This window comes from Pseudomonas sp. LBUM1672, assembly GCF_059695655.1.
Map to the genome: position 1 here is coordinate 6,340,029 of NZ_CP166781.1, position 25,904 is coordinate 6,365,932.

The following is a 25,904-nucleotide window of genomic DNA, read 5'->3' on the forward strand; positions in this document are numbered from 1 at the left end:
GAACATGAGTCAGATTGAAATTCGCCAGGTCAGCGCGGACGATCACGCCGCCTGGTTGCCGCTGTGGCAAGCCTACCTGCGCTTCTACAACACCGAATTGCCAGATGCAGTCACTGACAGCACCTGGCAGCGCATGCTCGACCGCAATGAACCGACTCATTCGGCGCTGGCGTGGGTCGATGGCAACGCGGTGGGCATGGTGAACTTCATCTACCATCGCTCGAACTGGAGCATCGAAAACTCCTGCTACCTTCAAGACTTGCTGGTAACGCCGGAAACCCGCGGCACCGGCATCGGCCGCAAGCTCATCGAATTCGTCTACGCCACCGCCCAGGCGGACGGTTGCTGCAAAGTCCACTGGCTGACCCACGAAACCAACGCCACCGCGATCCAGCTTTACGAGCGCATCGCCGAACGCCCTGGTTTCATCCAGTTTCGCAAAGCCCTTTAAGGTTCAAGGAGAACAGCATGTCGACTTCACTCGCAGACTGGAAAGGCGTCCCGGCGCCGTCGGTTAAAATCATTGAAGGGCGTTTCATCCGCCTGGAAAAACTCGACCCGGCACGTCACGCCGAGGGTTTGTGGAAAGCCCTGCAAGGCCCGGGAGCGGACCCGAAACTCTGGGACTATTTGCCTTACGGTCCTTTTCCGGAACGCAGCGCTTTCAACGATTGGTTGAACAATCATGCGACCAACAGCGACCCGTATTTCTTCAGCGTGATCGACCGTGCCAGCGGTGAGGTGCAGGGCATCCTGAGTCTGATGTCGATTGTCCCGGCGCAAGGTCGCATCGAAATCGGCCACGTCACTTTCGGTGCGCCGATGCAGCGTTCGCCGAAAAGTACCGAGGCGGTTTACTTGCTGGCCAGAGAGTCGTTTGCGTTGGGCTACCGGCGTCTGGAGTGGAAGTGCAACAACGGCAACGCCCGTTCCAAGTACGCGGCGGAGCGGTTGGGGTTCAGTTTTGAAGGCGTGTTCCGACAGCACATGGTGGTCAAGGGACAGAACCGGGACACCGCGTGGTATTCGATTCTGGATTCAGAATGGCCGGCGATTGGCGCAGGTTTTGAGCGGTGGCTATCCGATGAAAACCAGACGGATTCCGGGCAGGTGAAAACACTGGCTGAGTGCCGCGGGTAATTTGTCGACTGTACTGACGTCTTCGCGAGCAAGCCCGCTCCCACACTTGACCTGCGACGACCACGGCATTGTGGCCAACCGAAGATCCTGTGGGAGCGAGCCTGCTCGCGATGGGCATCACGCTAACTTTTGGGCAAGCACCGCAATATGCTCCGGCCCAATCCCGCAGCATCCGCCCAAATGACTGGCGCCGCGCGCTTTCCAGTCAGCCGCCCATTGGAGATACCCCGGCGGATCGAGGTCTTCACGCAACGGATCCAGACCGTCGTTGGCCGTGGCCTCTTTCGGTTGTGGCGGGAAGGCATTGGCGTACGCACCGATGTGGATCTTCACCCCCAAACGCTGGAAGGTTTCCCGCGCCGCATCAATCGCAGCGCCGATCACTTCTGGCTGACTGCAGTTGAACAGCAACGCCTCGACACCCAGCTCGGCAGCCACCGCTGCGGCCTCAGCGACAGGCTCACCCGAACGCAAACGCGGCACTTCGTCCGTGTCTTCATCCTTCAAGGTAAATGACAGCCAGAACGGTTTTCCGTCCTTGGGCAGGCCGGCGTGGATTGCTCGCGCCTCGACGATGGAGCTTTGTGTTTCGGCTAGCCACAGGTCGACATGAGGCGCCAGCCCGTTGACCAACGGCGTCAGCAATTCTGTCACCCGAGCAGCATCAAACAGGTCAGGACGATAGGAGCCGAACAGCGGTGGCAACGAACCGGCCACACGCACAGCCTTGCCCGAAGCTTCTACTGCCCGGCGCGCCAGCTCACCGGCCAGCGCCGCGAGGGCCTGCCCTTCTGCTGCAAAACGCTCTTCGCCGATGTGAAACGGCACCACCGCATAACTGTTGCTGGTGATCACGTTGGCGCCACTGTCGATATAAGCCGCGTGCACCGCCTCTACCGCCCGCGGCGCTTCGCTCAAAGCCAGCGCCGACCATTCGGGCTGTCTGAACGGCGCTCCTGCGCGCTGCAGCTCACGACCCATGCCGCCATCCAGAATTACCGTGCTTCCTGCGCTCATATGCTTTTCACTCATATGCTTATGAAAATAACTCACTATCAGAGTCGTGCTTATAACTATTTAATACGCACCATTCGGTTAATAACAACCACTTTTTTTCAGGGATCGACTGTGAAATTTCAACCACTCCTGGCCCTGGGCCTGACGATTCTGGCTGCCTCCACCCAAGCCTTTGGCGGAGCCACGCTAGACCGCATCGAGCAGAAGAAAGAACTGGTGGGCGTGTTGATGGAAAGCTATCCACCGTTCTCTTTCCTCAACGATCAGAACCAGCTCGACGGATTTGACGTCGATGTAGCCAAAGCCGTGGCGGACAAACTGGGCGTCAAACTGCGCCTGGAAACGCCGTCCTGGGACGTCATCGCCGCCGGACGCTGGAGTGGCCGCTACGACATCTGCGTCTGCTCGATGACGCCGAGCAAGGCACGGGCTGAAGTCTTCGATTTCCCGGTCGAGTATTACGCCTCACCAGCGGTGATCGTGGTCAATGCCAAGGATGATCGCATTCACAGCGCCAAGGACCTGAGCGGCAAGAAAGTCGGCCTCACCAGTGCGTCCAGCTACGAAAGTTACCTGAACAAAAACCTGGTGATCGAAGGTGCTGAAGACACCCAGTTGCAGTACCCGTTCGAGGATGTGCAGATCGCGCCGTATGACACCGATAACGTGGCGTTCCAGGACCTGGGCCTCGGCGCTGGCGTGCGGCTGGATGCAATCCTCACCAACCTCGTCACCGCGCAACCGCGCCTCACCGAAGACAAACGCTTCAAGCTGGCCGGCGAGCCGCTGTACTCGGAGCCGAACTCGGTGGCCATCGAGAAAGGCGACGCGCAGTGGGACGCCAAGGTGCGTGAGGTCTTTGCGCAACTGAAACAGGAAGGCACCCTGGGCAAACTCTCGCAAAAATGGATCGGCGCCGACATCAGCCAATGACTTCTTTCCCGACACCTCCTCAACCGCCACAACCGGTGGCTGAGTCGCGGCTGCAACGCCTCTTCGGTTTCCGCACGCGCTTGTACCTGACGTGGGCGGCGATGTTTGGATTGTTCGCCAGTTTCTTCCTGAGCTTCGACCTGAAGTTCTCGATCATCCTCGACAAACTGCCCAACCTGATCGGCCTGCACCTGGCGCCGAACGGCTTCCTGCAAGGCGCGGCGCTGACGCTGTTTCTGTGCCTGGCCTCAATCGTGACGTCGTCGCTGCTGGGTTTCATCACCGCCCTGGCGCGCCTGTCGAAAAGCGCCGTGGCCTTCGGCATCGCCAGTTTCTACGCCTCGTTCTTTCGCGGCACACCGCTGCTGATCCAGATCCTGCTGATCTACCTCGGCCTGCCGCAACTGGGCATCGTCCCCGGCGCAGTCACCGCCGGCATCATCGCCCTGTCGTTGAACTACGGCGCGTACCTCAGCGAAATCTTCCGCGCCGGCATCCTCGGCGTCGCCCATGGACAACGCGAAGCCTCCCTGGCACTGGGCATGCGCGAAACAGTGATCTTCTGGCGCGTCACCCTGCCCCAGGCCATGCGCACCATCATCCCGCCGACCACCAACCAATTCATCTCGATGCTCAAAGACTCGTCACTGATCTCGGTGATGGGGGTTTGGGAAGTGATGTTTCTGGCGCAGTCGTACGGGCGGTCGAGCTATCGGTATATCGAGATGCTGACGACGGCGGCGATTATTTACTGGGTAATGTCGATCGGGCTGGAGCTGATTCAGGCAAGGATGGAGCGGCATTATGGGAAGGCGTATTTGAGTCGGAGTTAGGCTGAAGGCTGACGGATGGACATCATTCTGTAAAAACCCTCCGCTATACAAGACGGCCCGCTTATAACAAAAAGGCCGTCTCACATGCCCTTCTCTCACCAGCGCCTGGCATTCTGCATCGCGTTATTGATCAGCACCGGCGCCCACGCCGCCCCCTTCAAAAATGTGCAAATCGACACTGCGACCACCGCCGCACAAACCCTCGGCGGTGCCGACACGCTGACGATCTCGGCGCCGGGCAGCATCACCAATGCGGGCAAGACTGTGAGCCTGAAAGACAGCACCAGCGGCACCGGCGTGGTGATCGATAACGCGGGCAAGATCATCTCGACCGGCGGCCGGGCGATCGACAGCAGCGGCGACCTGACCCAAGCGCGCAACTACAGCATTTACAACCGCGTTGGCGGGCAGATCCTTGGTTTCAATGACGCCCTGCGCATCGACAGCAACTTCGTCAGCGGCAGCCTGCTGATCGATAACAGCGGCATCATCCGTTCCACCACCGGGCAAGGGCTGGACCTGGATGCGTTGCGCAGTGCCGGGGTCAAAACCACGATCATCAACCGCGCGGGCGGATTGATTCGCGGAGACGCCAGCGATGGCATGAAGACCGGCGCCAACGCGACGATCACCAACTATGGCGAGATCGCTACCGGCGACTCTCGAAGCGCCGACGACAAGTTCGACGGTATCGACATCGATACCGCGACCGGCGTGACGGTGACCAACTACGGCAGCATTTCCGGCGGCCGCCACGGTATTACCACCGACCTCGGCGCGACACTGACCAACTACGGCCAAATCACCGGTCGCAATGGCTCGGGTTTCGGCTCCGATGGCGACGGCACCGTGATCAACCACGGCACGATTACCGGGTCCTATTCGGGCCTGCAACCTAATGGCGACGGCGATGGCGTGGACATCGACAATCTCGCCCACATAGAGAACTACGGCACCATTCAAGGTATCGGCGCCGGGGGTGTCGACAAGGGTGGTTTCGCTAACGGCAGTGAAGGCATCGCGTTGGGCGGCGGCTATGTGTTGAACGCCAACGGCGCGCTGATCGCCGGCGCCAACAGCGCGATTCTGGTGGACGATGGCAGCGGCGGATCAGGCGTTGCCGCGACCGCACTGGAAAACTTCGGCACCATTCAGGGCCTCGACGGTTTCGGTGTGAAGTTTGTCGGTGAGTTCGCCGACAACGTGATCAACGGCGGCACGATCAGCGGCAGCAACGGCCTGGCGCTGGATCTGGGGGGAGGCAACGACAGCCTGACATTGCGCAACGGCAGTCGCTTCGTCGGTGTAGTCGACGGCGGCAGCGGTGACGACCGCGTGGTGATGGACGACGCTGCGGGCGGCAGCTTCGGCGCGAGTCGCAACTTCGAATGGCTGGAGGTCAAGCAAGGTGCCTGGACGCTGACCGGGAGCGGTGATTTCAGCGATGGCGGCGCGGTGCGCAACGGCTCGACGCTGATCAACCAGGGGGGCATCGCCGGCAACCTGACCGTCGACGCTGGCGGTGTGTATGCCGGCGGTGGTTCGGTGGGCAACTTGCTGGTCAACGGGACTTTACGGACCAACACTCAACTCGGCACGGCGACCATCACCCATGATTTGACCATGAGCAGCGGTTCCACTTTGGCCTATGGCGTCAACGCCGATGGCAGCAGCGCGCCGGTCAAGGTCGGCGGCGTGGCCAACCTGAACGGCGCAACCTTGGCGGTGAACCCCGGTAGCGGCACCTATCCGTGGCAAAGCCAATACACCGTGCTGCAAGCCGCGAGCATCAACGGCACCTTCGGCAAAGTCACCAGCGACTACGCGTTCCTCACGCCGACCCTCGCGTACACCCCGACCCAGGTCGACCTGACCTACACGCGCAACGATGTCGCGTTCAACGAATTCGCGGTCACGGGTAACGGCAGCAACGCCGCCAACAGCCTGGCCTCGATGAGTAAAAACAACGCGCTCTACAACGCATTGCTCAACACCACCAGCACCACGGCCGGCAATGCGATCGAGCAACTCGCCGGCGCCAGCAACGCCAACCTGACCAGCGCCACCCTCGGTGCCAGCAGCCAGATTGGCGGCAGCATGCTGTCGGCGATGCAACAAATGAGCGGCGGTTCAGGATTGCTGGTTGCCCTGGATCAGCGCGACACCCCGGTGCTCGCCGCCACCGGCGTCCCGTCCGAAGCCCGCAACCTCAACGACCCGAACGCCCAAGGCCGACTCTGGCTGCAAGCCATCGGCGGCTACGGCAAGCTCGATGGCAAACACGGCAACAGCGGTCTGGAACAACGCACCAAGGGCACCGTGCTCGGGACTGATTGGGCGCTCGATCCGCAATGGCGCCTGGGTGTTCTCGGCGGCTATTCGAAAACGGATCTGGACGCCACGGGAGTCGATGGCAACGTCGAGAGTTGGCACGCCGGCGTTTACGCCTTGCGCCAAAGCGGACCCTTCGCTTTGCGTCTCGGCGCCGCGTACAGCGGCCATCAAGGCGAAAGCAAACGTACTGTCGCCTTCAACGGTTTCAGCGACCGACCAAAAGGCGATTACGACGCCGACAGCCAACAGGCCTTCGCCGAACTCGGGTACGCGATGGGCAGCGGTCGCCTCAGCGCCGAACCGTTTGCCAGCCTCGGCTACCAGCGTTATCACCGCGACAGCTACCAGGAAAAAGGTGGAGCCGCAGCGTTGCAGGTGGACGAAGAAACACAGGACAACTTCAGCAGCACCTTCGGCCTGCGTCTGGCACACCTGAGTTCGCTGGAGAACGGCATGAGCCTGACGCCACGCATGACCGCTGGCTGGAAACACACCTATGGCGATGTCAGCAACTCGACGCGCCAGGCATTTGTAGTCGGAGGAACGGCGTTCAGTGTCGATGGCAGTTCGCTGGATCGTGACAGTCTGGTGCTGGAAGCCGGGCTGGATCTGGGTATTTCAGCGCGGCATTCGGTGGGGGTGGGTTATAGCGGGGAGATGGGGAGCAACAGCCGCAATCATGGGGTGATTGGGCAGTGGCAGATGAGTTTTTGAGTAGCACTAGTCGGCGGCGTCTTGAATAGTTGTAAGAAAGGTCTTTCGCTCGGGCGGCCAAAAGTCCTCTCAATCAAGCGAACAGCTATTTTCTACACAACGATCTGACACCGCCCGCAAACGAGCCGGAACCGACTGACATCGGCATAGAATCGCGCTCTTTAGAGTTTGACCTCCAGTTAATTGAGGTCAAACCAGATGCCCGTTCAACACACGTTTCGCCCACAATATCTGGCGCTAGCCATTGCGCTTGCGTTGGGTTGTACCGAAATCTCACTTGCCCAACAGATCTCTGCCGAGACCATTGATCCTGCGGCCGAAACTCCGGATCAGCTCCTGGCGGCTCTTGAAGCATTCATTATTGATCCCGACACCATCAAGATCCCGATCAACAAGACAGCGGATGGTGTTAATCCGAAATTCGGTGACAAAAATGAGCTGGTCATTGTATCGGGTCGCGGAAGTCTCACCGGAATGGTTGACGGTGGTGGCGGTATCAACTTCCTGCAACTCGACACCGCGAGCGGCGGCACGCTAGGCAAGACTAATCGCTTCGAAGGTTTGGAGCTTAAACGAAGTACCTGGACCTTGAATGGTTCCGGTGACTTCAACACTGGTGTCCTGGTTCGTCCCAAAGCAACACTGATAAACGATGGGCATATCGAAGGAGGAGCGTTGGCTCAGGGAGCGCTTATCAACACTGGCAAGATTGGCGGCGGCGTGACAGTGCAATCAGGAGGCATCCTGAAAAATTCGGGGGATATTCGAGGTGACGTTGTTATTGATGAAAATGGCGTATTGGCCGGCAATGGCTTGGTCGGTGCTCTAGAGGTAAACGGGAAATTCTCCGCAGACAAAATGCACGGTGCCCCGAAAGTATCAGGTGACTTAACGCTTTCGAAAACGGCCGAACTGACCTACGAGGTCGATGCCGGTCGCAAAAGTGAAGCGATATGGGTCGGTGGCACCGCCAGCCTTGGTGGCGCCACGCTGAACATCGTTGCAACACCCGGTGACTACCCGTTGATCAGCGAAAACACCATCCTTATTGCCAAAAAAGTCGAAGGTGAATTTGGAAAGGTACTCAATAACCTTGCCTTTTTAACGCCCAAGCTCGAATACGCAGAAAACAAAGTCGATCTGATCTTCACACGTAACGATGTGCCCCTCGAGAGTGCTGCGATCAGCGATAACGGAAAGGAGTTCGCTCAAAGCATCGAAGAACCGAAGGATATACCGCAAGAGCAGACCTCATCTGAAAATCCATTGGCTGTCGCTGAAACCCTGACTCCACCGGCAAGCACCAACTCTTCCGCCACCGCCTCCACGCAGACCGCTCCCGCCGAAACTCCCTCGACAGCCTCTGCTCCATCCCCCACCGATGCGCCTGGTACCGCCTCATCAGCGCCATCAACAACGACCAATCCCGTCGCCACAACACCAAAACCAACTACCCCCGCAAACGCCGCTGTCAACGCCCTGCTCGGCAGTAACAAAGTGATCGCCGCCCATGCAATTGAACAGCTTGCTGGCGGCAACACCGCCAACCTCGCCAAAGCCACCCTGAACAGTGACAGCCCGGTCAGCGCCACCCTGCTCTCAGCCATGCGCCAATTGGACAGCGCCAGCGGCTACAACAAACCCGGCAACCGATCCAACGCACTAAGCCTGGCCGTCGGCAACGAAGAAAACGGCAGGGTCTGGCTGCAAGCCTTGGGGCACGGCGGAACGCTGGATCGCGACCACGATGCGCTGCAAACGTCGACCAAAGGTCTCGTGCTGGGGGCGGATTGGCGCGTTGATGAGGAATGGCGTATCGGTGTGATGGGCGGCAAGTCCGAGACCCGCCTGGACAGCCGCGAGCTCGACGGCGATCTCGACAGTTGGCACTTGGGCGCCTATGCGCTGCGCCAGAGCGGCCCCATGTCGCTGCGCCTCGGCGCGACCTACAGCAATCACGACGGCAGCACAAAACGGCGGGTTGCCTTCAACGGTTTCAGTGACCGTCCCGAAGGCCGTTACGACGCCAGCACCCAGCAGGCCTTCGCGGAAGTGGGTTACAACCTCGGTCGGGCCAATGTCAGCATCGAACCGTTTGCCAGCGTTGGCTATCAACGCTATCAGCGCGACGGTTACACCGAAAAAGGTGGCGCGGCCGCACTTAAAGTCCACGGCCAGACCCAGAACAATATGAACAGCACACTCGGTCTGCGTCTGGCGAAGGTCAACACGCTGGATAACGGCATGCAACTGACGCCGCGGTTCAGTGCCGGCTGGAAACACACGTATGGAGACGTCTACAGCGATACCCGCCAACGACTGGTAAGGGGCGGAAAAAACTTCACCGTATCCGGTGCGCCGCTGGACCGTGACAGCTTGCTGGTTAATGCAGGGCTGGACTTGGGCTTGTCAGCGAAACATTCGCTGGGTGTTGGCCTTATCGGCGAGATCGGCACTGACAGCCGCAATCATGGCGTAACAGGTCACTGGCGGATGACGTTCTGATCAACAACTGACTCAACGCAGTCCCTGTGGGAGCGAGCAGGCTCGCTCCCACATTTGCCAACGCGAAACTCCGGACAAAAAAAAGGGGAGCACATGCCCCCCCGAGGTTTAAAGCGTTGTATCGAGGCAGTTAACTCAGCCTTCGATCTCGATCAGGATTTCGCCCGGGTTCACCCGGTCGCCCTTGGCCACATGGATGGCGGTGACTTTGCCGGCGATGGCTGCCTGGACTTCGGTTTCCATCTTCATCGCTTCGGTGATCAGCACGGCTTGCCCCGCTTTCACGGTGTCGCCTTCCTTGACCAGCACGTCGACGATGTTGCCCGGCATGGTGGTGCTGACGTGGCCTGGAGCGCTAGCTTGCTTGCGCTTGCTGCTGCCGCCGCTGACGAATTCGTTGAGTGGTTCGAACACCACTTCTTCCGGCATGCCGTCGATGGACAGGTAGAAGTGACGCTTGCCTTCCGCCTTGACGCCGACACCGGTGATGTCGACGCGGTAGGTTTCGCCGTGGACGTCGATGACGAACTCAGTCGGCACGCCTTCGCCACCGGCTGAGGTCACACCGCCGGCCTCAGGGATCGGCAGCAGCACTTCTGGAGTCAGGGTGCCGGCAGCACGTTCTTCGAGGAACTTGCGGCCGATGTCCGGGAACATGGCGTAGGTCAGTACGTCTTCTTCAGACTTGGCCACTGCGCCGATTTCGGCACGCAGTTTGGTCATTTCCGGCTTGAGCAGATCAGCCGGGCGCACGTCGATCACTTCTTCGCTACCGATCGCCTGGCGACGCAGTTTTTCGTTCACGATACCCGGCGCCTTGCCGTAGCCGCCTTGCAGGTAAAGCTTCACTTCGTTGGTGATGGTCTTGTAGCGCTCGCCGGCCAGCACGTTGAAAAACGCCTGGGTACCGACGATTTGCGAGGTCGGGGTCACCAGCGGCGGGAAGCCGAGGTCTTCACGAACCCGCGGGATTTCGGCCAGCACTTCCGCCATGCGGTTCAGGGCGCCCTGCTCTTTCAACTGGTTAGCCAGGTTGGAAATCATCCCGCCCGGTACCTGGTTGACTTGCACGCGGGTGTCGACGGCGGTGAACTCGCTTTCGAACTGGTGATATTTTTTGCGCACGGCGTAGAAGTACAGGCCGATCTCTTGCAGCAGTTCCAGGTTCAGGCCGGTGTCGAACTCGCTGCCTTTAAGGGCGGCAACCATCGACTCGGTACCTGGGTGGCTGGTGCCCGAGGCGAAGCTGGAGATCGCGGTGTCGATGTGATCGGCACCGTTTTCGATGGCCTTGAGTTGGCACATCGTGGCCAGGCCGGCAGTGTCATGGGAGTGGATGAAGACCGGTAGCGACTGCTCGGATTTCAACGCCTTGACCAGTTCGCCGGTGGCGTACGGGGTCAGCAGGCCGGCCATGTCCTTGATCGCCACCGAGTCGCAACCCATGGCTTCCATTTGTTTGGCCTGGGCCACGAACGCGTCGATGGTGTGCACCGGGCTGGTGGTGTAGGCGATGGTGCCCTGGGCGTGTTTGCCAGCAGCTTTCACCGCTTCAATGGCCACTCGCAGGTTACGCACGTCGTTCATGGCATCGAAGATGCGGAACACGTCGATGCCGTTGACCGCAGCCTTGGCGACGAACGCTCTGACCACGTCGTCGCTGTAGTGGCGGTAGCCCAGCAGATTCTGGCCACGCAGCAGCATTTGCAGGCGTGTGTTAGGCAATGCGGCGCGCAGTTGGCGCAGACGCTCCCACGGGTCTTCTTTCAGAAAACGCACGCAGGCGTCGAAGGTTGCGCCGCCCCAGCATTCCAGCGACCAGTAGCCGACTTTGTCGAGCTTGTCGCAGATCGGCAGCATGTCTTCGGTGCGCATGCGGGTCGCGAGCAGCGATTGGTGGGCGTCGCGCAGGATCGTGTCAGTAACGTGGATTTTCTTGCTCATTGTTCTATTCCTCACAGGCCTGCGTGGGCGGCGATGGCGGCGGCGATGGCCAGGGCCAGCTCTTCGGGTTTGCGCTTGATCGAGTAGTTGGTCAGTTCAGGGTGGCTTTCAACGAAGCTGGTGTTGAACTGGCCGCTACGGAATTCCGGGTTACGCAGGATTTCCTGGTAGTACGCGGCGGTGGTCTTGACCCCTTGCAGACGCATGTCGTCGAGGGCGCGCAAGCCACGGTCCATCGCCTCTTCCCAGGTCAGTGCCCAGACCACCAGTTTCAGGCACATGGAGTCGTAGAACGGCGGAATGGTGTAGCCGGTATAGATCGCCGTGTCGGTGCGCACGCCGGGGCCTCCGGGCGCGTAGTAACGAGTGATCTTGCCGAAGCTAGGCAGGAAGTTGTTTTTCGGGTCTTCGGCGTTGATGCGGAATTGCAACGCGAAACCACGGTGCTGGATGTCTTCCTGTTTCACCGAAAGCGGCAGGCCGGACGCGATGCGGATCTGCTCACGCACAATGTCGATGCCGGTGATTTCTTCGGTGATGGTGTGTTCCACCTGCACCCGGGTGTTCATCTCCATGAAGTACACCTCGCCCTCGGCGAGCAGGAACTCCACGGTGCCGGCGTTCTCGTAGCCCACGGCCTTGGCCGCGCGCACCGACAGGTCACCGATGTAGGCGCGCTGTTCCGGGGTAAGTTGCGGGCTTGGCGCGATTTCGATGAGCTTCTGATTGCGGCGCTGGATCGAACAGTCACGCTCGAACAGGTGCACCACATTGCCAAAACTGTCACCGAGGATCTGCGCTTCGATGTGTTTCGGATTGACGATGCATTTTTCGAGGAACACTTCCGCCGAACCGAAGGCCTTGGTGGCTTCGGAGATTACCCGCGGGAAGGCTTGTTCGAGTTCTTCGCGGCTGTCGCAGCGACGGATACCACGACCACCACCACCGGAAGTCGCCTTGAGCATCACCGGGTAACCGATACGGTCGCCTTCGACCAAGGCTTCCGCGATGTCCGCGACGTTGCCTTCGGTGCCTGGAGTGACCGGGACGCCCGCCTTGATCATGCTGCGGCGCGCTTCGGTCTTGTCGCCCATGCGGCGAATGACTTCAGCCGATGGACCAATGAATTTGATGCCGCGTTCAGCGCAGATATCTGCCAGCTCGGCGTTTTCCGAGAGGAAACCGTAGCCGGGATGCAACGCATCACAACCGGTTTCCACGGCCAGATTCACCAGCTTGCGCGCATTCAGGTAACCGGCCAGTGGCTCGGCACCGATGCTGTGGGCCTCGTCCGCACGCTTCACATGCAAGGCATGGCGGTCGGCGTCGGAATAGATCGCGACCGAGCGAATGCCCATCTCGGCGCAGGCACGCACGATTCGTACGGCAATCTCACCACGGTTGGCGATCAGGATCTTTTTTATCACTTGGAGGTTCCCTTGAGCCGGTGGTACCCACGACCCGCTAGACCAGGTCGACGCGTGACCAAATGTTTCGATTTAGTCGCAGCCCCACACTAGCCCCCACAAGGGATTAACAAAAATGATTAATAATTGGGTTAGCCATAAGTAAAGACTTATAGTTGATTCATCAGCCTGGGGCGGGAGCTTCTAGATAATGCGTAAGTCATTGATGCGTATGACATTGCGTCAATTGCAGATCTTCAATGAGGTCTGTGATTTGCGATCCTACAGCCGCGCAGCCGACGAAATGTCGCTCACACAACCTGCCGTGAGCCTGCAGATTCGTCAACTTGAGGAGCTGATTGGTCAGCCTTTGTTCGATTACGTCGGCAAAAAACTCTACATGACGGAAGCCGCCGAAGCTCTACAGCGTGCCAGTCGGGATATTTTCGGGCGCCTGGAAAACCTCGACATGCAGCTTTCGGACATGCAGGGATCGTTGCAGGGCCAGCTGAAACTGGCGGTCGAATCCAGCGCCAAGTATTTCGTGCCGCACCTGTTTGCCGCGTTCAAGCGCCAGCACCCGGAAGTGAATCTGCAACTGACGGTGGTCAACCGGGGGCAGGTGATCCGTCGACTGTCTGATAACCGCGACGACCTGGTGATCATGTCCATGGTGCCGCAGGACATGGGGCTGGAGTTTCTGCCGTTCCTCAACAATCCGATCGTGGCCGTGGCGCCGCCGGATCATCCGCTGTGCCACATGGGGCCGTTGCGCCTGCAAGACCTCGAGCCTTACACCCTGTTGCTGCGCGAACCCGGTTCCGGAACGCGATTGGCGTGCGAAGAGTATTTCAAGGAAAAACGCGTGCACTTCAACCAGACCCAAGAGGTCTCATCGGCCGAAGCCCAGCGTGAATGTGTCCTGGCGGGCCTGGGCGTCGCGCTGTTGACGCGCCACGCCCTGAACCTTGAGTTGGCGACCGGCGGATTGATCGAGTTACCGGTCGAGGAACTGCCGCTGTTTCGCAGCTGGTGCCTGGTGCAGGCCAAAGCCAAACGGCTGTCGCCGGTGGCCCACGCATTCCTTGCGTTTATCCGCAGCGAACGGGTGCAGATCAGCGCGCTGGTTGAGCGTTTCGACGGGAAGTTGCGGGAGCTGCCTGCCAGTAGTTGAGCTCAAGCTCAGGAAAATCACCGATCTCGGCCAGCAGCTGACGGCGTTCGCAGCGATCTTCGATGGCGCGGCGAAATTCCATGCGGCGCTGATCTTCTTGCTGACGGCGGGTTTTGACGGCGCTGTTGCGTTCTTCGTAGGGCTGGGCCATTTCGAGTCTCCCAAGGCGATTACGGGAGTTTCAAGATAGGCGCGCGGGATGACGGTTTGGCGGCGGGCGGGTTACAGAACGATGAAACTCGCAGACTGACCGCGAATCTGTGGCGAGGGGGCTTGCTCCCGCTCGGCTGCGCAGCAGTCGTAAATGAGCTTGATGCGGTTGGTCAAAAATTGCTGTGAATGGTTTGGGGGCCGCTGCGCAGCCCAGCGGGAGCAAGCTCCCTCGCCACAATTCCAGCCACTATCAATCGTCCAGCGCTTTCACTGATTTTGGCGACAACCGCAAGCTGCGCAGGCTGCGTTTGACGCTCTTGAGGTGGTTGACCAGGCTTGGCCCGCGCGCCATGGCCACGCCCATCGCCAACACGTCGATCACCACCAGGTGAGCGATACGCGACGTCAGCGGGGTGTAGATTTCAGTGTCTTCGTGCACATCGATCGCCAGGTTGACGGTCGACAGTTCGGCCAACGGCGTCTGGCTCGGGCACAACGTGATCAACGAGGCGCCGCTTTCACGCACCAGGTTCGCCGTGATCAACAAATCCTTGGAACGCCCGGACTGGGAAATACAGATCGCCACATCGGTCGGTTTCAAAGTAACTGCCGACATCGCCTGCATGTGCGGGTCGGAATAGGCCGCCGCAGTCAGCAGCAAACGGAAGAACTTGTGCTGGGCATCCGCCGCCACCGCGCCCGAGGCACCAAAGCCGTAGAACTCGACGCGCTGGGCCTGAGACATCAGCGACACCGCCCGTTGCAACTCCACCGGATCAAGCTTCTCGCGAACCTCCATCAAGGTGTGCAGGGTAGTGTCGAAGATTTTCAGGCTGTAGTCGGCGACCGAATCGTCTTCATGGATCGCAAACTGGCCAAAGCTCGCGCCTGCCGCCAGGCTCTGCGCCAGTTTCAGCTTCAAGTCCTGGAAACCGGAACAACCAATGGCGCGGCAGAAGCGCACAATGGTCGGCTCACTGATGCCCACGCTATGGGCCAGGTCGGCCATGGAGCTGTGCATCACCGCCGCCGGATCAAGCAGCACGTGGTCGGCGACCTTGAGCTCCGACTTGCGTAAGAGGTGGCGTGACTGGGCGATGTGTTGCAGCAGATTCAAAGGGCTGGACTCTTTGTTATTGGCAGGTGCCGGATATGTAGCAAGCTTGTAGTTATACTACATGAATTGGCTTTTTGCCTGCTCAATGCGTAACTCGATGTCCCCATTCCACGCCACATGCGCTCCATGTAGCACTTACAAGGGTTTTGCGTCCTCACGTAAAAGCGCAGCCAGGTCATCGGCTTCGACCGGGCGACTGACCAGATAACCTTGCACTTCATCGCAGCGCTCGGCTTTCAAGAATTCCAGTTGTTCTTCCCGCTCAACACCTTCAGCCACCACTTTCAGCGACAATCCATGCGCCATGGCGATGATCGCCCGGGTGATCGCCGCGTCCTCGCTGCCCTGCCCCAGGCCGCGGATAAACGCCTGATCGATCTTCACGTAATCCACGGGAATGCGCTTGAGATAGCTCAGGGACGAATAGCCTGTGCCGAAATCATCGATCGCCAGTTTTACGCCAATATCCCGCAACTGCTGAAACGTCGCGATGATGTGCTCGACGCTGTCCAGCAACTGGCTTTCAGTGAGTTCGAGCTCCAGGTAGTGCGGCGCCAGGCCGGTTTCTTCCAGCACCTGCCGCACCAGGCTGACCAACTTGCCCTGACGCAATTGATGCACCGACAAATTGACCGACACGCGAATCGGCTCAAGCCCTTGCCGCTGCCATTCGCAGGCCTGCCAACAGGCTTGGCGCAACACGAACTCGCCGATAGGACCGATCAGCCCGGTTTCCTCGGCCAGACCGATAAAGTCCCCCGGCGGCACGCGACCCATGGTCGGATGATCCCACCGCACCAAGGCTTCGGCTGCGTTCAGACGGCCAGTCTCAAGGCAAAGTTTGGGTTGGTAATAGACTTGCAGCTGCTTTTCGTCGATGGCTTTGCGCAGCTGGTTTTCAAGCTGCAATCGTTCAAGAGTGCTGGCCTGCAAGCTCTCGGTGTAGAACTGGAAGTTGTTGCCGCCCAAATGCTTGGCGTGCTGCATGGCAATGTTCGACTGGCTGACCAGCGCGGAAATTTCCCGGGCGGTGTCCGGCAGCATGCTGATGCCCATCGAGGCGCTAACCACCAGTTCATGGCCATCGACGGTGATAGGCAGCCGTAGTTTGGTCGACAATCGGGTCGCCACGCGGGCCAGGCTCGACAGGTTGCCGTAGGCATCAAAGATCACCGCGAATTCGTCACCGGAAAGCCGCGCAATGGTGTCGGCCTCGGGCAGTGCGTTGACCAGCCGCCGGGCCATCTTCTGCAGCAACTGATCGGCGACTTCATGGCCAAGGCTGTCGTTGAGCAGCTTGAAACGATCCAGGTTGATATGCAGCAGCGCCAGGCTGCGGCGCCCGCCCTGACGCACCCGCTGATGCGCTTCGCGCAGCCGTTCGCGGAACAGCGATCGGTTGGCCAGACCGGTGAGTTCGTCGTAATGGGTCAGGTAGCGCATGCGCTCTTCGGATTCCCGTCGAGCGGACAAATCGGCGAAGAAGCCGACAATATGGCTTACATTCCCCCGAGCATCCCGAACAGCGTTCAGTTGCAGCCACTGCGGATAGAGCTCGCCGTTCTTGCGGGTTTCCACCAGTTCGCCCTGCCAGGTGCCGTGCTGTTCCAGCGCATGATGAATCGCACCATAGTGCCGGCGCGCATCGCGACTGCACGGCAACTCGACAACGTTGCGCCCGAGCATGTCTTCAATGTCGTAGCCAGTGACGCGGCTGAACGCCTGATTGACCGCGATCAGCGCGTAATTCGGGTCGAAAATCACGATGCCTTCGCTCGCCGCTTCAAACACCGTCGCCGCCAACTGGCGCTGTTCTTCCTGGCCCTTGCTCGCGCTGATGTCGCGGCGGGTGCCGACCATGCGGATCACCCGGCCATTTTCGCTGCGCTCGACCGCCCGCCCACGGTCCTCGATCCAGACCCAATGGCCGTCACCATGCCGCACGCGGTATTCGATCTGGTAATCCTCGCTGCGACCCTTCAAATGCTCGACCAGGGCACGGCGCAGCGACGGCAAGTCTTCGGGGTGAAGGCGCGGCTTGAGGTGGCTGAGCATCGCGGTCACGAACTCCGGCTCCAGGCCGAACAACTCCTGAAGCTGGGTGTGATGGACTTCGTCGGTTTGCAGGTTCCAGTCCCACAGCCCGAGCTCACTGGCCTTTAACGCCAGCGCCAGCCGCGCTTCGCTCTTGCTCAGGGCCTGGTTGGCCGCGTCCAGCTCCAGGCTGCGTTGGGCAACACGGTTTTCAAGCTCGACCTGGGCTTCACGCAATTTTTCTTCGGCGCAGCGGCGGTGATCGATCTCTTTGGCCAATTCGTGATTGAGTTGGTCGCTGCAAGTCTGCGCCTGCTGCAAGTGTTCGATCAGGGCCTGGTTCTGAAAGCGCCGCAGCAAACCGCTGTCGATCAGCCGATTGACTTGCCAGGCCACCACGCTCAGCGCCCCCAACAGAATCAGCCCGAACCAGCCCCAACCCTGGCCTTGTTGATCGCCGCCCCAGAATAGATAGGAGATGGCCGGCAACAGACAGGGCAAGGTAAAGGAGAGGAATGCCGGAAGACTGACCGCATACGCGACGCTGGCCGACAAGGCGGCGGCACCGATCAGGCCGAACACCCAGGCTTGTTGCATGAAATTGTCAGCGGGGACCAAGGCAATACCGGCACCGGCCAGGGTCAGGCCCGTCATGGCAGACCCCAACAGGAACATGCGACGCCAGACCGGATGGGCCTGGCGGTTGGGGATGGCCGAATCGAAGGCTGCGACTTGAATCACCCGCAAGGCCACCAGCGATAAAAGCCAGATCAGCCAGATGCTGACGATGAAGTAGCGCTGCGGGCTCCAGAGCAATGCGGCGCAGACCAGTCCGTTGATCAGCATGAACAGCGTAGGCAGCAGCGAGCCCTGGTAAAGCAGGCGCGTGCGCTCGACCGCCATTTCCATGGCGTACTGTTTACGGATAACCCGAGGCTCCACAGAAGGGCCCGACAGGTCGGAGCTGAGGGTCATAGGCAATGTTCTTGTTCTTATAATGATGAGCATGAGCCCGAAACGTGAACGGAGCATACACAAGCCAATGCCCTTACCACACTGCCCCGGATCATAAAATCGACAAAATTTCAGGCCCCCGCCGTCCGCTGAAAACCCTTCGAGCGAGCCCCGCCAACGCTTGCAGCCAGTGACTGACCGGTCGTCATTCGTGCTTCTTTCATCGGCTAATGCAAAGCTCGGTTTGCCCGGTGTGACGGCGCACCCTAGAATGCCCCGATGCGCGATGATCTCTCCCTTCTGCTGAACTCCCTCAACGATGCCCAACGCCAGGCCGTAGCTGCCCGCGTGGGTCGTCAGTTGGTCCTGGCCGGTGCTGGTTCCGGTAAAACCCGAGTGCTGGTGCACCGTATCGCCTGGTTGATCCAGGTCGAGAACGCCTCGCCCCACTCGATCCTGTCGGTGACCTTTACCAATAAGGCCGCTGCCGAGATGCGTCATCGCATCGAGCAGCTGATGGGTATCAACCCGGCCGGTATGTGGGTCGGCACCTTCCACGGCCTGGCGCACCGCTTGCTGCGGGCGCATTGGCAGGAAGCCGGCCTGAGCCAGACCTTCCAGATTCTCGACAGCGACGATCAGCAACGGCTGGTCAAGCGGGTGATCCGCGAGCTGGGTCTGGACGAGCAACGCTGGCCGGCCCGTCAGGCCCAGTGGTTTATCAACGGGCAGAAAGACGAAGGCCTGCGCCCGCAACACATTCAAGCCAGCGGCGACCTGTTCCTGGCGACCATGCGCAGCATTTATGAGGCCTACGAGGCCGCTTGCCTGCGCGCCGGCGTTATCGACTTCTCCGAGTTACTGCTGCGTGCCCTCGACCTGTGGCGCGATCATCCGGGCCTGCTGGCCCATTACCAGAAGCGCTTCCGGCACATTCTGGTGGACGAGTTCCAGGACACCAACGCCGTGCAGTACGCCTGGTTGCGCCTGCTGGCCAAGGGCGGCGACAGCCTGATGGTGGTCGGCGACGACGACCAGTCGATCTACGGCTGGCGCGGCGCGAAAATCGAGAACATTTATCAGTATTCCGACGACTTCCCGGATGCCGAGACCATTCGTCTTGAGCAGAACTACCGCTCCACCGCCGGCATCCTCAAGGCTGCCAATGCCCTGATCGCCAACAACACCGGGCGCATGGGTAAAGAGCTGTGGACCGATGGCGGCGAAGGCGAAGCGATCAATCTGTACGCAGCGTTCAACGAACACGACGAAGCACGCTACGTGGTGGAAACCATCGAAAGTGCGCTGAAAACCGGCTTGGCCCGCAGCGATATCGCGATTTTGTACCGCTCCAACGCCCAATCCCGAGTTTTGGAAGAAGCCTTGCTGCGCGAGCGCATTCCGTATCGTATCTATGGCGGTCAGCGCTTCTTCGAACGCGCAGAAATCAAGAACGCCATGGCCTACCTGCGTTTGCTGGAAGGCCGTGGCAACGATGCGGCGCTGGAGCGGGTGATCAACGTTCCGGCCCGTGGCATCGGCGAGAAAACCGTTGAAGCGATTCGCGACCATGCGCGCCACAGCGATGTGTCGATGTGGGAAGCGATGCGCTTGCTGGTTGCCAATAAAGGTCTGACCGGCCGCGCGGCCGGCGCGCTCGGGGCGTTTATCGAGCTGATCGAGAACCTCGCCGCCAAGTGCATGGAAATGCCGCTGCACCTGATGACCCAGACGGTTATCGAGCAGTCGGGGCTGATTGCCTACCACGAAGCGGAAAAAGGCGAGAAAGGCCAGGCCCGTGTAGAAAACCTTGAGGAACTGGTCAGCGCCGCGCGCAACTTTGAAAACGCTGAAGAAGACGAAGACCTGACGCCATTGGCGGCATTTCTTGGTCATGCGTCACTGGAGGCCGGTGACACTCAGGCCGACGAGCATGAAGACAGCATTCAGCTGATGACCTTGCACAGTGCCAAAGGCCTGGAATTCCCTTACGTGTTCCTCGTGGGCATGGAAGAAGGTTTGTTCCCGCACAAGATGAGCCTGGAAGAGCCGGGGCGTCTCGAAGAGGAGCGCCGTCTGGCGTACGTCGGCATCACCCGGGCGATGCAGAACCTGGTGATGACCTACGCGGAAACCCGACGCCTGTACGGCAGCGAGACCTACAACAAGGTGTCGCGTTTCGTACGGGAAGTGCCGAAAGGCCTGATCCAGGAAGTGCGCCTGTCCAACAGCGTCAGCCGCCCGTTCGGTGGTGGTCAGCAACAGAGCTCCAGCAGCCTGTTTGGCGGCAGCGAGATTCCGGACACCGGGTTCAGCCTCGGTCAGGCCGTGCGGCATTCGGTGTTTGGCGACGGCGTGATCCTCAACTTCGAAGGCGCCGGTGCCCAGGCCCGAGTGCAAGTGAACTTCAGCGAAGGTAGCAAGTGGCTGATGCTTGGCTACGCCAAGCTCGAAGCAATCTAAAGCCCGCCAGTGATTCACTGTGGGAGCGGGCTTGCTCGCGAAGGGAGCAACGTGGTTTGTCAGAAACACCGCGCTATCGTTCTTCGCGAGCAGGCTCACTCCCACAAGGTTCATCCGACCGGATAACCTTCCTACAGAACTTATCTCCTCGTCCTACAGACCAAAGTTAACAGGCCCTATTGCGCTGACTGAAGCTGAACGCAACCTGTCAGGCAAAAGCCCGAAACACTCTGCCGCTAGCCAGTATCACTTCAGCTGTGCAACATGGCGCGCGTGCCATCCACAAATGGGAATTCCCTTTATGAAACGTTTTCTTAGCATCGCCATGGCGTTGTGCATCGGCCTGACGATGAGCCTCGACGCCAACGCCAAGCGCTTTGGTGGCGGCAAGAGCTCCGGCGCTGCGCCGACTCACCAGACCAGCCAAATGGCTCCTTCTTCTGCCGCTGGCGGTGCTGCCGCCACTGCGGGCGCGGCCGGTGCCGCTGGCGCTGCCGCCAAGGCCGGCGGTGCTTCGCGCTGGCTCGGCCCTCTGGCCGGTATCGCTGCCGGTGGCCTGCTAGCCTCCATGTTCATGGGCGGCGGCTTCCAGGGCATGCAGATCTTCGACATCCTGATCATGGCTGTCATTGCCTTCCTGGTCTTCCGCTTCATCGCCGCTCGTCGTCGCAAGCAGCAGGAGCATTTGGCTCCAGCCGGTGCGCCGATGCAGCGTGAAGTGTTCGAGCAGAAGCCAGCCGGCATGGGTTCGATCTTCGGCGGCTCGGCCGCACCTGCTGCCGCTCGTCCGGTAATCAACGCGCCAGCCTGGTTCAATGAACAGAACTTCATTGAAGCGGCCCGCAACCACTTCCAGTCCCTGCAACAACACTGGGACGCCAACGAAATGGACAAGATCTCCGAGTTCGTGACCCCGCAACTGCTGGAGTTCCTCAAGCGCGAACGTGCTGACCTCGGCGAAGGTTTCCAGTCCACCTACATTGATAACCTCAATGTTCAACTGGACGGCGTGGATGATCGCGCGGACAAGACCATCGCCACCCTGACCTTCACCGGCGTGTCGAAGACTTCGCGTTTCGACCAGGGCGAAGTGTTCAGCGAAAGCTGGAACATGGAACGTCCGCAGGGCGAAAACCAGCCTTGGCTGGTGGCCGGTATCCGCCAGAACGGCTGATCCCTCCGCGTTACGCATGCTGAAATGAAAACCCCGGCCTCGCCGGGGTTTTTCTATTTCACGGTTGCATCTATAGCGAGCTACTGTATAAACCGCCCCAACTAAACCGCGCCATCAGCAAGAGGATCCCGGACGTGGAAGAAATCATCGAACAACTGCGTGAAGCCAACGAACCGGTACCGGTCCCCTTGGAGTTGCCTGACGAAGACCAGATCGTGGAAATCGAAGAACAACTGTTCATCGACATTCCCTTTGTCTTCAGAGAGTTTTTGCTGACCGTCAGCGACGTCGTCTACGGCAGCCTGGAGCCGGTGACCGTCACCGACCCGCAATCCCACACTTACCTGCCAGACGTTGCGGCCAACGCCTGGGACGCTGGCGTCGACCGCAGCATGATCCCGATCTGCCAGGACGGTGACGATTACTACCTCGTCGAAGAAGACGGTACCGTGGTGCTGTGGCAGGCCGAAGAAGAGCTGATTGCCGAAGAAACCTGGGAATCGGTGTGGCACTGGGCGCGGGACGTCTGGCTGGAAAGCTGAGCCGCCTGACGCGCCGCGTGGTCAATGCCCGGACGGCTCCTTGTGGTTGTCCAGCGTTTCGAGCAAGGCCACCTGCATCCGCGTGTGCACGCGGATGAACCAGCGCCAGAGCACGGCCGCTACCGCGGCGGCGACCACGACGATCAGTACCAGCAACTTGTTGGTCGGCAAGATACTGGCCGACAAGGCTGCCAGCAGCAGGAAAATCACCAGCAGCGAGAGGATCGGGATCACTTCGGCGATCACCCGGCGCACTCGCTGCGTGTGGCGCCCCGCCATCTCCGGCTTCACGCCCATCTCCGCCAACAGCATCGACAGCGCCTTGAGCTTGCGATAGGCGGCGATCAGGAACGGCAGCGACAACAGCAACGCCCCACCCCAGATCAACGCTTTCTGCCAGCTCGGGTCACTGATCCAGTCTTGCAGGTAAACGGACATGCGTTCGGCGAAGTACGCGCCGGAAAAGAAGATCGCAATCACCAGCGCCAGATTGACCCCCACCTGCAACAGAATCCGCCGGATCATCGACGCCAGCAACGCGCCCTCGCCCTGAGGCTGGATGCTGCGCAGCCATTCGCCGTACATCCCCAACACTCGAGCCAGCCGCTGCGGCATCACGGCGGCCAGCTTGATCGACAGCGGATCAGCCGCGCGGATCAGATACGGCGTCAGCAACGTGGTAATCACCGAGACCGCCACGGCGACCGGGTAGAGGAAGTTGCTGGTGACCTGCAGCGTCATGCCCAGCGCGGCGATGATGAAGGAAAATTCGCCAATCTGCGAAAGCCCCATCCCCACGCGCAGTGAGGTACGTCCGTCATTGCCGGCGATAAAGGCCCCGAGACCGCACGAAAGCATTTTGCCGAGCACGACGGCCACGGTAATCACCGCGATCGGCCAGGCGTATTGCAGCAGGATCATCGGATCGAGCATCAAGCCGATGGCCACGAAGAAGATTGCACTGAACAGGTCGCGAACCGGCTCGATCAAGCGCTCGATCTTCAGCAATTGCCGCGACTCGGCCATGATCGCCCCAATCAGGAATGCGCCCAGGACCATGCTGTATTCGAGCTTGACCACCAGCAGGCAGAAGCCGAAACAGAGGCCCAGCACGGTGATCAGCAGCATTTCGTTGCTCTCGAACTTCGCCACGTAGGCCAGTAGTCGCGGCACCAGCAAGATGCCGATGACCAGCGCAACGATCATGAACAGCGAGAGTTTGCCCACCGTGGAAAACACTTCGCCGGAACTGACCGTGCCGCTCACCGCGATGCTCGACAGCAAGGCAATGATGCCGATGCCGAGAATGTCCTCGACGATCAACACGCCGAAGATCAACTGGGCGAAGCGCTCGTTCTTCATCTTCAGGTCGTTGAGCGCCTTGACGATGATGGTGGTCGAGGAAATCGCCAGGATCGCGCCGAGGAACAAGGAATCCATGGTGTTCCAGTCAAACCATTGTCCGATTTCGTAGCCGATCCAGATCATCAGCACGATTTCCAGAAACGCCGCGATGAACGCCGTGGCACCGACCTTGAACAGTTTGCGCAGACTGAACTCGAGGCCCAGGCAGAACATCAGGAAAATCACCCCGAGTTCAGCGAGGGTCTTGATGGTTTCTTCGTCGTGGATCAGGCCGAACGGCGGCGTGTGCGGGCCGATGATGAAGCCGGCGACGATATAACCCAGCACCACCGGCTGTTTGAAGCGATGGAACAGCACGGTCACCACACCTGCGACCAACATGATCACTGCCAGATCCTGAATAAAACTGATGGCATGCATGGTGTGGGGCTCCTTGAGGTGGACGTTCGGAGGTTAACACCGCGACTTCCGCCAGAAAGACGGTGCAATATATGGAAACAGATCGATCCGGCGTGACGGCGACCACCCGCCCGGCGTCCCGATAACTGTGGTTTGAAAAAAACCGACCAGGCACCCGCAGAGGTGCCGCCCTTCCGCCATTCTGCCTTGACCCGTGAGAACGCTATGGAACCCGGAAACGCCCAGCTGTCGATGACGGTATTGATGACCCCCGACATGGCCAACTTCTCTGGCAATGTTCACGGCGGCACCCTGCTCAAATACCTCGATGAAGTGGCCTACGCCTGCGCCAGCCGTTACGCCGGCCGCTATGTGGTGACTTTGTCGGTGGACCAGGTGATTTTCCGCGAGCCGATCCACGTCGGCGAGTTGGTGACTTTCCTGGCGTCGGTCAACTACACCGGGAACACCTCCATGGAGGTGGGCATCAAGGTGGTGACCGAGAACATCCGCGAGCGCTCGGTGCGCCACACCAACAGCTGCTTCTTCACCATGGTGGCGGTGGATGACGACCGCAAACCGGCTGCCGTCCCACCGCTGCAACCGCAGAACAGCGAAGACAAGCGCCGGTTTATCCAGGCTCAACAACGTCGGCAGATTCGGCAGGAACTGGAAAAGCGGTATCAGGAAATCAAGGGCGATGCCTGAGCCATTCCGGCTGTTTGATGGCGTGCTTTAGATAGTCTTCGCGAGCAAGTCGGAGCGGCGGTGCGGCGATCCGACTTGCTCGCGAACGGTCTCAACGCGGATCAAAGACTGATCGCAGTCGCTTCGAACTTCACTCGCGGATGCGCAATCCGGTCCTGAGCCCGCACCAGTTCCAGCTCATAGCTGGCACACGCCTGGGTTTCCAGCAGCACTTCATGCACCGCCGCCGCCGTGAACTCAAAGGCTGCCACCAGGCTGTCACCCAACAGCACGCGCGCCAGAAACAGCCCCGACGTCAGGTCGCCAACGCCCACCGGCTGACGCGGAAACGCCAGCAGCGGACGACGCAGGTGCCAACTGCCTTCAGCCGTCACCAGCAGCATCTCGAAGCCATCCGCCGGCTTGCCGGGATAGTCCAGATGCTTGACCAACACCGCCTTCGGCCCGCGCGCCAACAGTGCGCGCGCCATCGCCAGGCAATCGAACAGCGACTGCGGCTTGCGCCCCGAAAAGCTGTCCAGCTCCAACTGGTTCGGGCACATGAAGTCCGCCACCGAAGCCGCCTCTTCCAGCAGGAAATCGCTGACTTCGGCCGGCACGCTGCAGCCCTTCTCCGGATGGCCCATCACCGGGTCGCACAAATACAACGCCTTGGGGTTCATCGACTTGATCCGCGCCACGCCGGTCAGGATCGCCCGGCCCTGGGCCGCACTGCCGAGGTAACCGGACAGCACCGCATCGCAGTTGCCCAGCTCGCCAATCGCCGCGATCCCTTCAACCAGATCGGGGATCTGGTGCGGTGCCAGCACTTCACCGGTCCACTGGCCGTATTGCGTGTGGTTGGAGAACTGCACGGTGTTGAGCGGCCAGACATTCACCCCGACCCGCTGCATCGGAAAAACCGCGGCGCTGTTGCCAGCGTGGCCGAACACCACGTGGGACTGGATGGCGAGCAGATGGGGCGTACGTTTCATGCGGTGAGTTCCGTAAAACGA

At 60.0% G+C, this 25,904-nt stretch carries 19 protein-coding genes; 11 read left to right on the forward strand and 8 right to left on the reverse strand.

Annotation, left to right across the window (positions count from 1 at the left end):
• Window positions 1-4 precede the first annotated feature (4 nt).
• Both ACA053_RS29045 and ACA053_RS29050 read left to right on the forward strand, forming a co-directional pair.
• Window positions 5-451, forward strand: a complete 447-nt coding sequence (locus ACA053_RS29045) for a GNAT family N-acetyltransferase (protein WP_497394241.1) — start codon at window positions 5-7, stop codon at window positions 449-451.
• A 17-nt stretch (window positions 452-468) separates the two neighbouring features.
• A complete protein-coding gene (locus tag ACA053_RS29050) occupies window positions 469-1,140 on the forward strand; it encodes a GNAT family N-acetyltransferase (RefSeq protein ID WP_497394242.1) in 672 nt (223 codons plus the stop codon).
• 117 nt (window positions 1,141-1,257) lie between these two features.
• Here the strand turns inward: ACA053_RS29050 and ACA053_RS29055 are convergent, their stop codons facing one another.
• Window positions 1,258-2,157, reverse strand: a complete 900-nt coding sequence (locus ACA053_RS29055) for a homocysteine S-methyltransferase family protein (RefSeq protein WP_497394243.1) — start codon at window positions 2,155-2,157, stop codon at window positions 1,258-1,260.
• Window positions 2,158-2,268: 111 nt separating this feature from the next.
• On the opposite strand from ACA053_RS29055, the gene ACA053_RS29060 reads away from it, so the two are divergent.
• The 4 genes from ACA053_RS29060 to ACA053_RS29075 all read left to right on the forward strand — a co-directional run bounded on the left by ACA053_RS29060 (window position 2,269) and on the right by ACA053_RS29075 (window position 9,476).
• Window positions 2,269-3,090: an ABC transporter substrate-binding protein gene (locus tag ACA053_RS29060; protein ID WP_497394244.1), complete on the forward strand. Its 822-nt coding sequence runs from the start codon at window positions 2,269-2,271 to the stop codon at window positions 3,088-3,090.
• Window positions 3,087-3,923, forward strand: coding sequence for an amino acid ABC transporter permease (locus ACA053_RS29065; protein WP_109626842.1), 837 nt, complete (start codon window positions 3,087-3,089; stop codon window positions 3,921-3,923). Before ACA053_RS29060 ends, ACA053_RS29065 begins: the two co-directional genes overlap by 4 nt.
• A gap of 84 nt (window positions 3,924-4,007) precedes the next feature.
• Window positions 4,008-6,971: an autotransporter outer membrane beta-barrel domain-containing protein gene (locus ACA053_RS29070; RefSeq protein WP_497394245.1), complete on the forward strand. Its 2,964-nt coding sequence runs from the start codon at window positions 4,008-4,010 to the stop codon at window positions 6,969-6,971.
• Between the two features lie 198 nt (window positions 6,972-7,169).
• Window positions 7,170-9,476, forward strand: coding sequence for an autotransporter outer membrane beta-barrel domain-containing protein (locus ACA053_RS29075; protein WP_497394246.1), 2,307 nt, complete (start codon window positions 7,170-7,172; stop codon window positions 9,474-9,476).
• A gap of 135 nt (window positions 9,477-9,611) precedes the next feature.
• Here the strand turns inward: ACA053_RS29075 and oadA are convergent, their stop codons facing one another.
• Window positions 9,612-11,420 carry a sodium-extruding oxaloacetate decarboxylase subunit alpha gene (gene oadA, locus ACA053_RS29080; RefSeq protein WP_109626848.1) on the reverse strand — a complete coding sequence of 603 codons (1,809 nt, stop codon included), beginning with the start codon at window positions 11,418-11,420 and terminating at the stop codon, window positions 9,612-9,614.
• Between the two features lie 11 nt (window positions 11,421-11,431).
• Window positions 11,432-12,847, reverse strand: coding sequence for an acetyl-CoA carboxylase biotin carboxylase subunit (locus tag ACA053_RS29085; RefSeq protein WP_046030798.1), 1,416 nt, complete (start codon window positions 12,845-12,847; stop codon window positions 11,432-11,434).
• A gap of 190 nt (window positions 12,848-13,037) precedes the next feature.
• On the opposite strand from ACA053_RS29085, the gene ACA053_RS29090 reads away from it, so the two are divergent.
• Window positions 13,038-14,000 carry a LysR family transcriptional regulator gene (locus ACA053_RS29090; protein WP_109626852.1) on the forward strand — a complete coding sequence of 321 codons (963 nt, stop codon included), beginning with the start codon at window positions 13,038-13,040 and terminating at the stop codon, window positions 13,998-14,000.
• On the opposite strand, the gene ACA053_RS29095 is transcribed toward ACA053_RS29090, so the two are convergent.
• From ACA053_RS29095 to ACA053_RS29105, 3 genes are all read right to left on the reverse strand, one after another.
• Window positions 13,942-14,151, reverse strand: a complete 210-nt coding sequence (locus tag ACA053_RS29095) for a PA3496 family putative envelope integrity protein (protein WP_401361616.1) — start codon at window positions 14,149-14,151, stop codon at window positions 13,942-13,944. The genes ACA053_RS29090 and ACA053_RS29095 overlap by 59 nt on opposite strands.
• A 252-nt stretch (window positions 14,152-14,403) precedes the next feature.
• The gene (gene hexR / locus ACA053_RS29100) at window positions 14,404-15,270 is read right to left on the reverse strand and encodes a transcriptional regulator HexR (protein ID WP_008027445.1); all 867 of its coding nucleotides are present in this window, start codon (window positions 15,268-15,270) and stop codon (window positions 14,404-14,406) included.
• A 135-nt stretch (window positions 15,271-15,405) separates the two neighbouring features.
• Window positions 15,406-18,279, reverse strand: coding sequence for a putative bifunctional diguanylate cyclase/phosphodiesterase (locus ACA053_RS29105; RefSeq protein ID WP_497394247.1), 2,874 nt, complete (start codon window positions 18,277-18,279; stop codon window positions 15,406-15,408).
• A gap of 258 nt (window positions 18,280-18,537) precedes the next feature.
• On the opposite strand from ACA053_RS29105, the gene uvrD reads away from it, so the two are divergent.
• The 3 genes from uvrD to ACA053_RS29120 all read left to right on the forward strand — a co-directional run bounded on the left by uvrD (window position 18,538) and on the right by ACA053_RS29120 (window position 22,437).
• On the forward strand, window positions 18,538-20,721 hold the full coding sequence (gene uvrD / locus ACA053_RS29110) for a DNA helicase II (RefSeq protein WP_056738578.1): 2,184 nt from the start codon (window positions 18,538-18,540) through the stop codon (window positions 20,719-20,721).
• Window positions 20,722-21,022: 301 nt separating this feature from the next.
• Window positions 21,023-21,895 (forward strand): Tim44 domain-containing protein, encoded by an 873-nt coding sequence (locus ACA053_RS29115; RefSeq protein ID WP_109626857.1) that lies wholly within the window; start codon window positions 21,023-21,025, stop codon window positions 21,893-21,895.
• Window positions 21,896-22,029: 134 nt separating this feature from the next.
• Entirely contained in the window at window positions 22,030-22,437 is a 408-nt protein-coding gene (locus ACA053_RS29120) for an SMI1/KNR4 family protein (protein ID WP_007943369.1), read from the forward strand.
• A gap of 21 nt (window positions 22,438-22,458) precedes the next feature.
• Here the strand turns inward: ACA053_RS29120 and ACA053_RS29125 are convergent, their stop codons facing one another.
• The gene (locus ACA053_RS29125) at window positions 22,459-24,222 is read right to left on the reverse strand and encodes a cation:proton antiporter (protein ID WP_109626859.1); all 1,764 of its coding nucleotides are present in this window, start codon (window positions 24,220-24,222) and stop codon (window positions 22,459-22,461) included.
• A gap of 204 nt (window positions 24,223-24,426) precedes the next feature.
• Between ACA053_RS29125 and ACA053_RS29130 the strand changes: the two genes are divergently transcribed.
• Window positions 24,427-24,909 (forward strand): acyl-CoA thioesterase, encoded by a 483-nt coding sequence (locus ACA053_RS29130; RefSeq protein ID WP_219094686.1) that lies wholly within the window; start codon window positions 24,427-24,429, stop codon window positions 24,907-24,909.
• Window positions 24,910-25,010: 101 nt separating this feature from the next.
• Here the strand turns inward: ACA053_RS29130 and pdxY are convergent, their stop codons facing one another.
• A complete protein-coding gene (gene pdxY, locus ACA053_RS29135; RefSeq protein WP_497314605.1) occupies window positions 25,011-25,883 on the reverse strand; it encodes a pyridoxal kinase PdxY in 873 nt (290 codons plus the stop codon).
• Between the last annotated feature and the right edge of the window lie 21 nt (window positions 25,884-25,904).